This is a genomic window from Mesorhizobium waimense (assembly GCF_003601975.1).
Classification (GTDB): domain Bacteria; phylum Pseudomonadota; class Alphaproteobacteria; order Rhizobiales; family Rhizobiaceae; genus Mesorhizobium; species Mesorhizobium waimense.
The window spans coordinates 176,865-190,198 of the sequence record NZ_QZWZ01000013.1; the positions used below are offsets into that span (position 1 = coordinate 176,865).

Annotated in this window: 15 protein-coding genes and 1 tRNA gene; 5 read left to right on the forward strand and 11 right to left on the reverse strand. The window is 59.1% G+C overall.

The window, feature by feature from the left end; translation table 11 throughout:
- Positions 1–181: 181 nt before the first annotated feature.
- The 5 genes from D3227_RS18450 to D3227_RS18470 form a co-directional block, all read right to left on the reverse strand.
- Complete coding sequence (locus tag D3227_RS18450; RefSeq protein ID WP_167480744.1) at positions 182–466, reverse strand: DUF2293 domain-containing protein; 285 nt, start codon at positions 464–466, stop codon at positions 182–184.
- Positions 467–802: 336 nt separating this feature from the next.
- Positions 803–1,213: an XRE family transcriptional regulator gene (locus tag D3227_RS18455; protein WP_120015644.1), complete on the reverse strand. Its 411-nt coding sequence runs from the start codon at positions 1,211–1,213 to the stop codon at positions 803–805.
- A gap of 227 nt (positions 1,214–1,440) precedes the next feature.
- Positions 1,441–1,692 carry a hypothetical protein gene (locus D3227_RS18460; protein ID WP_120015715.1) on the reverse strand — a complete coding sequence of 84 codons (252 nt, stop codon included), beginning with the start codon at positions 1,690–1,692 and terminating at the stop codon, positions 1,441–1,443.
- A gap of 58 nt (positions 1,693–1,750) precedes the next feature.
- Positions 1,751–3,379 (reverse strand): chaperonin GroEL, encoded by a 1,629-nt coding sequence (gene groL / locus D3227_RS18465; RefSeq protein WP_120015645.1) that lies wholly within the window; start codon positions 3,377–3,379, stop codon positions 1,751–1,753.
- 66 nt (positions 3,380–3,445) lie between these two features.
- Entirely contained in the window at positions 3,446–3,757 is a 312-nt protein-coding gene (locus D3227_RS18470; protein ID WP_120015717.1) for a co-chaperone GroES, read from the reverse strand.
- Between the two features lie 436 nt (positions 3,758–4,193).
- Between D3227_RS18470 and D3227_RS18475 the strand changes: the two genes are divergently transcribed.
- Positions 4,194–4,670, forward strand: coding sequence for an Hsp20 family protein (locus D3227_RS18475; RefSeq protein WP_120015647.1), 477 nt, complete (start codon positions 4,194–4,196; stop codon positions 4,668–4,670).
- A 630-nt stretch (positions 4,671–5,300) separates the two neighbouring features.
- On the opposite strand, the gene D3227_RS18485 is transcribed toward D3227_RS18475, so the two are convergent.
- The gene (locus D3227_RS18485; protein WP_167480745.1) at positions 5,301–6,074 is read right to left on the reverse strand and encodes a DUF1194 domain-containing protein; all 774 of its coding nucleotides are present in this window, start codon (positions 6,072–6,074) and stop codon (positions 5,301–5,303) included.
- A 232-nt stretch (positions 6,075–6,306) separates the two neighbouring features.
- Here D3227_RS18485 and D3227_RS18490 point away from each other — a divergent pair, with 232 nt between their 5' ends.
- Positions 6,307–7,410, forward strand: a complete 1,104-nt coding sequence (locus tag D3227_RS18490; protein ID WP_120015653.1) for a helix-turn-helix transcriptional regulator — start codon at positions 6,307–6,309, stop codon at positions 7,408–7,410.
- Between the two features lie 125 nt (positions 7,411–7,535).
- On the opposite strand, the gene D3227_RS18495 is transcribed toward D3227_RS18490, so the two are convergent.
- The gene (locus D3227_RS18495; RefSeq protein WP_208646390.1) at positions 7,536–8,033 is read right to left on the reverse strand and encodes a GNAT family N-acetyltransferase; all 498 of its coding nucleotides are present in this window, start codon (positions 8,031–8,033) and stop codon (positions 7,536–7,538) included.
- A 683-nt stretch (positions 8,034–8,716) separates the two neighbouring features.
- Between D3227_RS18495 and D3227_RS18500 the strand changes: the two genes are divergently transcribed.
- Positions 8,717–8,793, forward strand: a tRNA-Pro gene (locus D3227_RS18500).
- 73 nt (positions 8,794–8,866) lie between these two features.
- On the opposite strand, the gene D3227_RS41645 is transcribed toward D3227_RS18500, so the two are convergent.
- Entirely contained in the window at positions 8,867–9,031 is a 165-nt protein-coding gene (locus tag D3227_RS41645; protein WP_167480746.1) for a hypothetical protein, read from the reverse strand.
- A 163-nt stretch (positions 9,032–9,194) separates the two neighbouring features.
- Between D3227_RS41645 and D3227_RS18505 the strand changes: the two genes are divergently transcribed.
- Complete coding sequence (locus D3227_RS18505; protein ID WP_120015655.1) at positions 9,195–9,503, forward strand: DUF2934 domain-containing protein; 309 nt, start codon at positions 9,195–9,197, stop codon at positions 9,501–9,503.
- A gap of 800 nt (positions 9,504–10,303) precedes the next feature.
- On the opposite strand, the gene D3227_RS18515 is transcribed toward D3227_RS18505, so the two are convergent.
- The 3 genes from D3227_RS18515 to D3227_RS18525 all read right to left on the reverse strand — a co-directional run bounded on the left by D3227_RS18515 (position 10,304) and on the right by D3227_RS18525 (position 12,506).
- On the reverse strand, positions 10,304–10,516 hold the full coding sequence (locus D3227_RS18515; protein WP_120015659.1) for a hypothetical protein: 213 nt from the start codon (positions 10,514–10,516) through the stop codon (positions 10,304–10,306).
- Positions 10,517–10,923: 407 nt separating this feature from the next.
- Entirely contained in the window at positions 10,924–11,226 is a 303-nt protein-coding gene (locus D3227_RS18520) for a hypothetical protein (protein WP_120015661.1), read from the reverse strand.
- A 446-nt stretch (positions 11,227–11,672) separates the two neighbouring features.
- Positions 11,673–12,506, reverse strand: coding sequence for an ATP-dependent DNA ligase (locus D3227_RS18525; RefSeq protein ID WP_120015663.1), 834 nt, complete (start codon positions 12,504–12,506; stop codon positions 11,673–11,675).
- 485 nt (positions 12,507–12,991) lie between these two features.
- On the opposite strand from D3227_RS18525, the gene D3227_RS18530 reads away from it, so the two are divergent.
- The gene (locus D3227_RS18530) at positions 12,992–13,177 is read left to right on the forward strand and encodes a hypothetical protein (protein ID WP_120015665.1); all 186 of its coding nucleotides are present in this window, start codon (positions 12,992–12,994) and stop codon (positions 13,175–13,177) included.
- Positions 13,178–13,334 lie beyond the last annotated feature (157 nt).

Consider the following 13,334-nt stretch of genomic DNA (forward strand, 5'->3'; position numbering starts at 1 on the left):
GCTTGCGTCCTCGTGCCTGTGTGAGGCTCGAACTACCAGGCTAGATCGAGGACTTCTGATATCCACGCACGATCGGCTCCAAGTCCGCGATGTTACCGTAAGAGGTGCAGTGAACTGATATGACCGCCGCCTGCTGAGCGGTCACTACGAAAAATAGCTTTCAACATGCTTCTTTCCGCATTCAGGCTTCCCGCTCCGTTCGCGCCACGCGAAGTTTCAGTCCGGGCTTGCGCCACACGTGAAGAATTTCCTGGACCTGCGGCGCAATGAAGGTCCGCGCCTCCTCGCGCGTCATCATCTTGGATCGAAGCAGTTCGTCGTAGTCAGTAAGGGAATGCCGGACGTATTTCTGCAGCTCGATGCCGACAGCTGCGCCCAGTTTTATATCTTTCCACTCTCTGGCGCTGACCCGCGCCGCTATCGTGAGGCGCGTCTTCTTCGGGCAACCGGGATGATGGACACGCATGTGTCGCACCACGGCCTCGAAGGAAAAGGTGCCCGGTGAATTCGGTTTCGGCTGGTCGCTATCTGACATCGTCAATCAATCACAAATTTGTTTAGCCGGAGCGGAAGCCCGGGCACACGAAGGCGCCACGCCCGAGTGACTTCGTGTGCTGGGAAAACCTCAATCAGGGTTGAAAAATCTGCCTCAGCCTTTGCACCTGGTCGAGCGTCGGAGGCGGGTCGGTATCCCCGCTCGCGAGCCGGATGAATTCGATCCAGCTGCGTTCGTTTGACGTGATCGTTAGTTCCGAGGCACGCTTCTGACGAACAATCAGGGAGACTTCGTCCTCAGGCCGGGTCATTTGCCGAAAATCCCGCGAAGAGCAGCCCTCGACCTGGATGTGAGGCTCGGATCCGAATAGTCGGACGCTTTGCGGATTTCTTCGAGCCAGGCCGTCTCGTTTTCGGTAACGAGGGTGCCGAAGATCTTACGGATGGCCAACTCTGTCGTGTCTCCGCCGAGCTGCTCGACAGCCATCATAAAAAGGAAGGCCGAATCGACCTCGAGCGCCTTAGCCAAAGCCGGAACACGGTCAAGCGGCAGCTTGCTATTGCCGAGCTTGATGCTCGTGAGCATGTTGTGTTGCGAGAAACCGGCCTCGCTGGCGATAGTCGACTGCGTCTTTTTTGCTTTCAATTCAAGAATTCGCCTTTCAACAAATTTCGCAAGCCGCGTGCTGGCATAGGGCTTTGTCTCAGAGTGCGTCATGTTCCACCTTCCTTGCATCCCTCAGATCTTCGATGATCTTTCTTGTGTCGTTATAGCGATCAGCAGATGGTGAATTCGGAGGGGAGCAAGGCGAAACGCTGTAGGTGCGATTTCGCCAAGTGGAGATCGCAAAAAAATAGTTTAGAGCATGCGGTTTAGAGTATGCGCTATTACAACGCAGGGGACATTTCACGGTCACGTCTATGAGCGCTCTAAAATCCCGCTCATCAAGTGTTGGCCCAAGGACCGTCTTGAGCGGTGGCGGCGGATGCCTGGGAGGCCGCCGACACCTGCTGCGCGGAGAGGAACATCAGTGTTGACGCCGCCGTGCGCCGGTTCCAGCCAGCGGCTACTGCCCTCTCGAGCAGCTCTGTCAGGAGCGGCATCAGAACACTCCGGCATTCGCTTTCGTATGCCATGAACTCCTTTGCCTCGTGTGTCGGCGCTGGCAAGGGCCGGAAGCCAGCCTTTGCATCCATGTTTGCCTCCATTTCTTCTAACTGACGCCCGCTCTCATCGAGGGGACCGGTCGAGACGTCAGAAGTCCATGCCGGCGCCGGCAGGCATGGCCGGGGCAGCTTCCTTCTTTGGTTTCTCGGCCACCATCGCCTCGGTGGTGACCAGCAGGCCGGCAATGGAGGCCGCGTCCTGCAGGGCGGTGCGAACGACCTTGGCCGGGTCGATCACGCCCTGCTTGTAGAGGTCGCCATAGTCGCCGGTCTGCGCGTTCCAGCCGAAAGAGAATTCCGACGTCTCGCGCAGCTTGCCGACGATAATCGAGCCCTCGGCGCCCGCATTCTCGGCGATCTGGCGCACAGGCGTCTCCAGCGCGCGGCGCACGATCTCGATGCCGGTCTTCTGGTCGGGATTGTCGGCGCTGACGCCGTCGAGCGCCTTTGTCGCCCTTAGCAGCGCCACGCCGCCGCCGGGCAGGATGCCCTCCTCCACCGCCGCACGGGTGGCATGCATGGCATCGTCGACGCGGTCCTTGCGCTCCCTGACCTCGACCTCGGTGGAGCCGCCGACGCGGATGACGGCAACGCCGCCGGCGAGCTTGGCCAGCCGCTCCTGCAGCTTCTCGCGGTCGTAGTCGGAGGTGGTTTCCTCGATCTGCGCCTTGATCTGGCTGATGCGTCCCTGGATCTCGTCCTTGCGACCGGCGCCGTCGACGATCGTGGTGTTCTCCTTTTCAACCTCCACCTTCCTGGCGCGGCCGAGCATCGCCAGCGTGACGTTCTCCAGCTTGATGCCGAGATCCTCCGAGATCGCTGTGCCGCCGGTGAGGATGGCGATGTCTTCCAGCATTGCCTTGCGGCGGTCGCCAAAACCCGGCGCCTTGACCGCGGCAACCTTCAGCCCGCCGCGCAGCCTGTTGACAACCAGCGTCGCCAGCGCCTCGCCCTCGACGTCCTCGGCGATGATCAGCAGCGGCTTCGACGACTGCACCACGGCCTCCAGAACCGGAAGCAGCGTCTGCAGATTGGAGAGCTTCTTTTCGTGGATCAGTACGTAAGGCTCCTCGAGCTCGACGCGCATCTTGTCCTGGTTGGTGATGAAGTAGGGGCTGAGATAGCCACGGTCGAACTGCATGCCCTCCACGACTTCCAGTTCAGTCTCTGCGGTCTTGGCTTCCTCGACCGTAATCACGCCCTCATTGCCGACTTTCTGCATCGCCTCGGCGAGGAAGCGGCCGATTTCGACATCGCCATTGGCCGAGATGGTGCCGACCTGGGCGATCTCGTCATTTTTGGTCACCTTACGGGCGTTGGTCTTCAACTCCTGGACAATCGCCTCGACGGCCTTGTCGATGCCGCGCTTCAGGTCCATCGGGTTCATCCCCGAGGCAACGGCCTTCGCACCTTCCTTGACGATCGCCTGAGCGAGCACCGTTGCGGTCGTCGTCCCGTCACCGGCGATATCGCTGGTCTTCGAGGCAACCTCGCGCACCATCTGAGCGCCCATGTTCTCGAACTTGTCCTCAAGCTCGATTTCCTTGGCGACGGTGACGCCGTCCTTGGTGATGCGCGGGGCGCCGAACGACTTGTCGATGACGACGTTGCGGCCCTTGGGCCCGAGCGTGACCTTCACCGCGTCGGCGAGGATGTTGACGCCGCGCAGCATCTTCTCGCGGGCTTCGGTGTGGAATTTCACTTCCTTGGCAGCCATTGGATCACTCCTTCAAATTCAAATCTAGGCAGCTTTCGTCGACTGGTTGAATTCTCGAAGAAGCTGTCAGGCGGCCTTCTTCAGCGTGGTCTGGTCGATCACGCCCATCACGTCGCTTTCCTTCATGATGATGAGGTCTTCGCCGTCGAGCTTGATCTCGGTGCCGGACCATTTGCCGAACAGGATGCGGTCGCCGACCTGGACGTCGAGCGGCTGAAGCTGGCCGGCCTCGTTGCGCGCGCCGGGACCGCCGGCGATGACCTCGCCCTCCTGCGGCTTTTCCTTGGCGGTGTCGGGAATGATGATGCCGCCCGCGGTCTTTTCCTCGGCTTCGATGCGGCGAACCAGGATACGGTCGTGCAATGGACGGAACTTCATGTCGTTCTCCTTCAGGACAAACAAATTTTGAGGTTCCTCCGCACCGGAGTGCCAATAGCGCACCGGTGTGGGGCGCCGCGACCCCCGGTCAGGCGTCGCGCGCGTCTATGGAGCTAGTTTTGGATTTTTCGGGTTCAAGAGGTCCAAGCAAAAATTTTGGCACTCACTGTGCCAGAGTGCCAAGAGGCTGTTATCATGGGGCTATTTCATTCGACAGCAAAATTTTTGCTCCTTGAATTTTCGCGGCGACCCAACAAAAAATTCCGGGCGTGGAGCCGTCCTTAGGCAGCTGGAAAAAAATTATCGTAGCACTCTTGAACTGGCTTTTTGTCGTTCCCAGATCGTTTGCCGTCGAGGCCTAAGGCTCGACGCAACAGGCGTCGCGGGGCGCCGCGATGCTGCTTGTAACCCATGTTGCTTCACGGAGGATATGGCTATGAGAAGCTTTGATTATACCCCCCTTTATCGCACGACGGTCGGCTTCGATCGTCTCTTCGATATGCTTGAAAACGGCGTGCGATCGGATTGGCCGCCTTACAACATCGAGAAGACCGGCGAAAACGACTATCGCATTACGATGGCAATCGCTGGCTTCAGCCCCGAGGAGATTGAGCTGACCCAGCACGGTCCGGAGTTGATGGTGGTTGGCAACAAACAGCCTACCGAGAACGACCGGCAGGTTCTCCATCGCGGAATGGCGACACGTAATTTCAAACACGTCTTCAGGCTGGCAGACTACGTGAAGGTAGCTAGCGCCAACTTGGAGCACGGCCTGCTCTCGGTGGATCTGGTCCGCGACATCCCGGAAGAATTGAAACCTCGCCGCATCGGAATCGGCACGTCGATTGTGAAACACACCGCTCCGACCAAGGAAATTAGCCAGGACACCGATAAGAAGCTGAAAGCGGCCTGATAGAAGAACCAGTCTGCGGTCTCGCCTCCCGGCACAGCCGGGAGGCATCTGATTGTGGAGAACGGAGATGACAACCGGAGATCTGATACATACTTTACAAGCCGGAAACCCAGGTTCGGGTAGCTTGTCGCAAACATATGGGCATCCTGAAGATGTTCTACATGACCAAAGCATAAGCCCTGCCGAGAAGCGCGCACTGCTCGCCTCTTGGGCGTCGGATGCGCGTGCCGTCCCGGGAGTGCCGATACTCCGCCAACTGGATGACCGATCTATCGTCTCGTTGGATGAAATCATGATGGCTTTGAAGGCTCTCGACGGGGCCCGGCAGGACCAACTTGTTAGGCGCCCTCATTTTGATCGGCGGCGGAAGACCAGATGGACTTCCTGGTTGCCGCGCCGCCGAAGAGATGACGACGATGATCCGCCGCCGGTGCCCGCCTATGCCACCCCACCTCAGAAAAGCGGTGGTGGCGTTTTTTCTGCGTGACTCGACGATGTCACGCGCAAGCCGAGCTTGAGATCTCAGCCTTAGAGTTAGAGGCCAGGACCTCACTGATCTAGAGGTGTCAAGACCGCTACTGAACGCGGACCTTCCGCTATCGGACTATGCGAGGTCCGCCCGACGCAGCCCTATCGGCCAGGGGCTGATCCGATCGTGACGCAATCGATGACAGCTCGTGAGCGGATCCGATAGGCCGCAGGCTGCACGCTGGCGGACAGACCGGCTATTTCGTTCACGAGCTTCTTCCGAATAGCCTTTGCAAACTCGGCTGTGCTGTCGACCCTGACGATGAAAGCGTCGGAACCGCCGATGACGCAGCTCTCATAATATAGCTCGACATAGCGCGGACCAAAGCTGTCGAGCGTGTCGGCTGCGTGCAACGAGATCGCCAGTCCGTTGATCGTCACGCCGGCGGCAATGAGTGCGTCGCGCACGGGTTGAAGCGGCAGACCGGCATTGTTGGGTCCGTCGCCAGAAACATCGATTACCCGGCGGTCGCTTGCCGGCCCTTCGGCCAGTAGTTTGCCCGCCGCCAGGAGCGCCCCTGAGATTGAGGTGCCGCGTCCTCTGACGATCGGCTGAGCCCTCAGCACCTCGCCGAAGGCGGCCGCATCTTCGGGCCCATCGAGAACGGTCCATGGTATCAGCACGCTCTGGTGATTCGGGCCTGCCCACTCGACATAGGCTATGGCAATTCTACCACGCCGGCCGGATTCAATGGACTGCAACACTGCGGCATCGAGCAGTGCGTTGACATATCCCTCCCGCTGCAGCCGTTGTTCCGGCTCGCTCATTGAAGACGATACATCGACGCAAAGAACCAGTTCGAGATCCACCGAGGAAACCTGCTCCGCTGTGGCCGACAGCGACGCTGTCAGGCTCACCGCCAGAGCTAATAGCACGCCTCGTGCCCGTCCGGGTTTTTCCCGCCCAGCGAAGCGTGGAATGAAGGACATCATCTCGGCGCGTCCATCCGGTTGGTCAAACGGGAGGATGCTGCCAGGGACTTTGTCTCACATCACCCGTATGGGTGAACCGGGCTGCGCTTTTGCTGATAGTGTGCGCCATAGCGCGCTGTCTCTCCGAGGCACAACGTGCTACTGAATCTTACCTTCCCGACCACGGAGTTGGTCGATGCGTGTGGAACGAACTGAGCGGGCCATCGAGGCCTGTTACGATGCGATCCTGGCGCCAGCCGAGTGGCCTCGCGCCTTACAATTACTTGCAGAGTCGCTGGGCGCCGAAAGCTGCACCTTCTTCTCAGACGATGAAGAGGTGCCGCCGAAGATGCCCATCTCTACCGAACACGCCGAATTCCACGAATTGTGGCTGCGCAATGAAGCCGATGCTCCGGACCCGCACGTCAGAAGAGCGCCCGCATTGCGCCGGGCAGGCCATACGACGCTCATCGAAGATCAGATCTCCACGGAAGATGAGCGCAGGACGCTGCCATATTACCAAGAGATTGCTCGTCCCGGGGCACGGGATTGGTATGCGTCAACGCCTTTCATGGTGGATGAACATCGCTGGAGCCTGCCGCTTTATCGTAGCGCGCGTCGAGGCAGGTTCTTTCCCGAGGAGACCCGCTGTTTCGCGGCAGTTGGCCCGCACCTTGGCAGGATCGTAAGGCTCGCCAAACGGTTCGCATGGTTCCAGCAGGCCTCGGAACTGTCCTCTCTTGAACGAGCAAGCTGCGCGGCCATTCTGCTCGACGAAGAGGGCCGTGCAAAGCACCTGAACCTTTCTGCACAGAAGCTGATTGGCGAGGAGTTCTACCTTGTGAGAGGTCGCCCGGCGACCGATAACCCCTGCAGCAACGACCGGTTGCGGCGCCTGCTCTCCCGCGCTCCGCGCCGCCGGCGGGACGGAGCGCCTCCGGCCGCACCTGTGGTCATCAACCGCGGCGAAAGGCCCTGGCTTCTGGCGGAGGTGATGCCGCTGAGTGCATTCGGCAGTGATCTGTTCACGGCCGGCCGTGCCGTCCTCCTGTTGACCGACCTGAGGTCTCTCGCGCGCCCGGATGAACTGCGCCTGCGCGCTGCATTTGGCTTGACGGCAGCCGAGGCCCGGCTGGCCGCTCGCCTCGCGTCGGGCGATGGCATCAATGCGGCGGCAATTGCCCTCGGCATCAGCCGCGAAACCGCGCGCACCCAGCTCAGAGCGGTATTCGCCAAGACCAACACACACCGCCAGGCCGAACTCGCCACGCTCGTCGCCCGTCTTCGACTGCACGCATGACGACCGATTGGTAGAGCGTATCGCCGATCGGACGCTCCGGCCCTGGGCGAGCAGAACGCTCGATTAACAGATGGCGGGCCAACTTCCACATTTGGCGAGTTGCCGCCTTCTGGCAGAAGCAGGCTTCAACCAACATAGGAGAGGACCACGAACTGTGTGCCGTTGTGGTAAAACTTGGCGACCTCACACATACCCATCCTGCCGTGCGCCCGCAGTGAGGCCGCATTGTCGCACCGGATAAACAGAATGCCTTCGCGCCCGGGTAGCTGCGCCCGGAGTGAAGCAAACATGGCGTTTGCCACACCTTGGCCGCGCTCAATCTCGTCTACGCATATCGGGCCATAGATATAGGCGTCGGATGCGCCGCGATAAGCTTCGAGCATCGCTTGCACGACAGAGACCTCCGTGAATGCAGCGACCGGCGCCGATACCAAATATCCCACCAGCCGGCCAGCGCGCCTAGCCACGACGACAGGCATTGCCGCCATGGCCGTCTCGAACCACCCGCGAGAGAGGCGCGCCGACAGTGTGCCACCGTTCTTCGGCAGATTGCGTTCCTGAAGATCGAGAACGGCGTCAAGGTCATGCTCAGTCGCCAAGGCAATGTCGTAGGTTTCTTCCATAAAGGTCTTCTCTATTGAAATTGGAAAGCCATGGGCTCGTGAAGAATCATCACGGCAGTTGCCCGCTGCGAATTCGTCCGACCATCCATTAGTCGTGAATGACTCCTCATGGCGCATCTTCGCCGATTGCCAAGCCAGTGCCAAAGGTAAGGCTTGTGGCCTCCTAGCACGCAAACGTCGTTCATGCTGAGGGCAGAAAGTAGGGCGGCGCCCCGGTTATGAGGACAGATCGTAGTGAGGAAACTTGTCCAATGCCGCCTTCTTTGCGGCAGTTGTTACGTCGCCATAGTTGTCGCCAGCGGTCTTGCCTGCATGCCTTGAATCGCATCAAGGATGCGATCTGAAACCCCCTGCTCTTGCCCGACCGTCTTAAACCGATGCCGCCATCCGTGGTTCGGCTGAACGCCCTCCGGGATCACCTTGAGGGATTGGAGCCATTGGCTTACGCGACCGGGAAAAGTAGTCAGAGTCTAGACGCTGCTTAGCGATCGCTAAGGGGGAACGATGAGTTCCATGCCCCAGTTGCAGACGCATGGAACATATCGCGAACATCCGGTGTGCTTTTCGGTGTGCTTTTTGGTCACGAAAGGCACACCAGGACACCATTTGTTCTAATTCCCTCGAATTTGTTCCGACAAGGCTCTTGCGCTACACCCCTTGAGAATATAGGGCTTTGCGCGGTCCGGAGTGTAGCGCAGCCCGGTAGCGCACTTGACTGGGGGTCAAGGGGTCGTCGGTTCGAATCCGGCCACTCCGACCATTCAAATCAAAGGCTTAGTCATTTCCCCCAGAGGTGGCTATAACGTTTTTAGCCACACTGTAGCCTGACGGGATCACCCCTCGGCCTTGAAGTTCTTGGCCTCCTCCTTGCCCTTAACATTGCCGTGCTCCGCAACAAGATCCTTGGCCTGCTTTGGTGAAACGTCGGTTGTCTCCGCGATCTGCATTGCTTCCTTGTCTGAGATGCGATTGTCCTTCTTGCCTTGCTTGGTGGCCATTTCGGAATCTCCCGATCATCGCCGGAGTAACGGACTCAGGCGCTTGTCCGTTCCAGACTTCGGGCATTCGTCGCGCAAGTTCTACCTATCCAAAATCTCCGTTTCGAGCTGGATCGTTCCCGCTTTCTCGGCGTTGGTTGACATCCCAACAAGGAGAAACGCCATGGGCGACACACGGCACGAAAAAATTCAGCAACGAGCTTACGAAATCTGGGAGCGCGAAGGCGGCGTGCATGGCGTCGACCAGCGGCAATGGCTGCAAGCAGAAGCCGAAGTCGATCGAGAGGAAGGTCTGCCCAAACCCCGCGAGATATCCAGCACCGACGTCTTGACGGTCGAAGCGCTGGCGATGCGCACCGGCATAACCGCCGAACAGGCCCAAGACCTTATAGACCGGCTGGGTAACGACCGCGCCGCGATCGAAGACGCCGCGCGGAGTTTGGCCGTAGGGCAACGGAATTTCAGTAAGTAGGAAGCAGAGCCTTGTTTCTAACACCTTTCACAGCCATATACCCGCTAGCAGCCAGTGACGGTCGGAACGTCCCTTCAGATAGTTGGAGAGGTTCCCCAGAGATCCAGGCAGCATTTGAGCCGATTGACGGCGCGGTGGCCATGAATGTACCGGCACCACGCATAAGTCTCGGTAACGAAGGGAAGCGGGCGAGAGCCCGCTTTTTTGTTGTGTAAAGAGACCCCGCCGAAGCGGGGTTCCTTGAATGGCCGGTCAGGCGCGTCGCTGGATTTCTGCGCTGACTACCAGCTGCCAGTCACCCGCCAGCTTTGCGAGCATATCCGGCCCGTTGATAAAGCACCGCGCTTCGTCCTCGGCCATGCCTAGCGCATAATGCAAGTTCGATGCCACCTCATTAAGTGTGGTGCATCTTGTATTCCAGCACCCATGATCAGCGACCTGCACGTCCATTAAATTCACCCTTTTACCCCAAGCGAGCCGCCATTCGGCCGCTTGGAAACGATGCGCCACCACTCAGATGAAGTCAAAAAGATTTTGCTCTAAGTATATGATATAAAAGTAAAATAGGCGTCTACACATTTTTTCAGTGACAAACACATCGCCACTGTTTGGTTTATGGCGTTCACGCAACTGCGCGGACCATGACGCAACGTCAAGACTCAGCTACCCTGAAGCCGCGGCGGACCTGATTTCCGCTTGGCCGGCGCCTTTCAGGCAACCTCCCCTTTGGCGCCGGCCAATTTCTTCCGACTGAAATCGTCAGCCGCGCCCTTGCGAGTGCGAAGCTTTGCGGCACGGTTCTAGAGGTTTGTCAGCTTGGCAATGAAGCCATTTAGCGCGGCGATGTCTTTTATCGCTACGACGTCCAAGTCGTCATGGCATTCTTCCATTGTCATCAAACGGAGTTTCCCATCCTTGCCTATGGATGAATAGCTGGCGACCAGTGCGTCCCGATATTGTGTCAGGAAGCCGAGAGCTTGACTAAGCAGATGTTTCTCATTTGCCGGGTCCATCAAGATGAACCCTTTGGACGCCGCTATCGTTCCGCCGTAGCGGGCAAGCCTGGCGCCTCTTGGGCTTCGTCGTGATCGTCACTATCGGTCATTGCAGGCCTGCGGCGTTAACCACTCGCGTCGACAAGGCGGAGCCAAAACCCAATCTGCGGGGTTTACCTGCATGGAACATTACCAACACAGATTCTACTGCCACATTGAAGCCGGTGGAACGTGGGGCGTATGGGACCGCATCGCGAACAGGCCGGCCAGTTTGGGAGGACGCGATCTCCTCGGTTGCAAACCCCAGCGAGCTGAGGCTGCCGAAGGCGTTCTGACGCGGATCTATGACAACGGATTGGAAGCGACGCTCGGCGTTCGCCTAGCTGGGATAGCGCGCTAGCGCTTCCTCGGCTTCGCCCCGGTTCTTAGCGATCTCGCTCGGCCTTACCGAAAGTCGGTTTCCAGTCGCGGTTCCGCTGCCGCTGCTGGCCTTCGTAATCGGGAATGCAGGTGAAGGACACAGGCCGGCGGTCGCGGCCGGCGGTCTTGCAATTCGAGCAGCCAAAGACCCTGACCAGATCGTCATGCGTTGAGCCGTGATCAGGCCGGAGACGGTCGATCAGCGCTGCGATGCCGAGCTTTGTCGATTTGCAGCACATTGGATGCCCGCAATTGACATAGAGGCTTTCGCGGGCGGCCAGGGTTTCGGTGAGAGTTTTGTGGGGCATGGCGATCTCCGTTAAAGGGGTCGCCGCAACGGAGGATTCTATTCCTGATCTCGATGGTGCTGGCAAGGGCCTACGGAAGGACACCCCGGCAAAGGTGCAGATTTCATCCGCCCGGTGGGGTTTGTGTGCTCGCTATAACGCACCGATAAATGAAACAAGGCTGGGGAAGTAGAGCGCCGGCATGTCGATCTCTGTTAGCTGTTCTGATCGGCAGCCGGCGTCTATTGTGACATGACGTTGCCCACGTTCAGGCATACTCACGGTTGCGAGTCTGGTCTCATCCAATTTGAGGAGAGGGGAACCAACCACCGCCGTTTTGCCAAATTGGCATCGACGCAAGCCGGCCTATAACTTCGCCGGCCGGCGAACCTACCCCGTTTTCCGGCTAGGCCCGGCGGTCAAAGCCCAAGCCACCCCAGCCCCCGGCCGCCGGGCCGCTGGGCTATTCAATCCTCATCCCGGAAATCCTGCAGCGAGGCGTGGCGCAAATCTTCCTCCCCGCGAAGGGGCTTCACGCGGCCGATCAGCCCCGGTTTGACCCATTGCGTCGCCGGCCGCTTCATGCCCTTGGGCGCGGCGCCCGCATGCTCCTGCACGCGCTCCAAGAGGCGTTCGCGCATCTCCCGGTTTAAGGTGATGAAGGCGGAGCCGACATAGCGGCCGGTGCCGCGCTCGGCCATCAGGGCGAAGGCGGGCTTGCCGGCCTCGCGCTCGACGCCGAGCAACTCGTATTCGTCGATGCTGTAGCATTTCGCCTTCAGCCAGTTCGTCGAGGGGCCGCTTCGATATTTGCTGTCCTTGCGCTTTGAAACCATGCCCTCCAGACCGGCCTCATCGACAAGGTGGAAGATTGCCTTGGCCTCGCCCTGCAAAGCCTGGCTGAACTGAATGCGACCGCCGGTCGAGATCATGCTGACAAGAATGTCGCGGCGATCCTCCAGCGCCATGTCACGCAGGTCGTGGCCGTTGAGATGCAGGAGATCGAAGGCGACGAAATAGAGATCGTGCTGGCGCCGCGTGATGGCTTTCCGCAGGGCTGCGAAATCGGACAGCCCCGCCTCATTGGTGACGATGATCTCGCCATCGACGATGGCGTTTTGGACGTTCAATTCTTTAGCTGCGTCAACCAAGTCTCGATATTTTGCCGACCAATCCAGACCACGGCGGGTGAAGATGCGAACGTCCGCGTCATCGATGATGATCTGCGACCGGTAGCCGTCGAATTTGACCTCATGAATCCAGTCGTCCCCTTCCGGTGGCTTCTCCACCAGGGTCGGCATCAACGGAGGAATGAACCGATAGCCGGACCCCACCGGTACGCTTACGCATGGAACGCCCCACAAGATTGAATTTGATTCAATCTCGCAGAGCTGTTTCCGTTCCGTTAGCTTTTGCTGAATTAACCAATCGTAGACCGCGCTGTCCTATTCTGAGACAGCGCGGTCAACTACTACCCCTGGCTGCGCTGGCGGCTCCGGCAACCCAGCCCCCGCCGCACTGTCGGAGCCGCTACCACACTCCTCTAAAATACTTGCAATGGTTGAATCAACGGTTACCACACGTGCTTTCTAGTGCGCTGTGTCGATCGTTAGACTTTGATGCAACCGTCACAAGGAAGCCCGCCAGCGCGCGTTCTGCTTGAGATGCGCCTTGCGCCTGCTGGCGCGTTCCTGTGGGCGCAAGCTGCCCGCCTGGCGGCGGCTGGTGCCAAAGTGGCGTGACAAGCCGGACGCCTATATGCTTCGGCGGAATGTAGGGAGCCACAATGGCCTACACTGTCATCTGGTATGGAAGACAGGGCATCGTCGACAAGGTGACTTTCGACGCCGAGAAGGTCGCGAAAGACTATGCAATCTCCATGTTCCAGACTCGAAAGGGCGACGATGGGATTGTGTCCGTTGAAGTTCGCAAGGACGACGGCGCTGTCGTCTTCAGCCACGCGGAGAATTAGGAAGCCCGCGTCTCGCGCGGCCTGGCGCACAAGCCATTTGGCGGCTCTTCGCGGAGAGCCTTGCCCTGTTTTCTGCTGGTCGCGTGTTCGCTAGTTGCAAACCCCGAAAACATAAGCCGCTTGAAAATGCGAAGGGAAAAAGCCCGCTGCCTGGGGG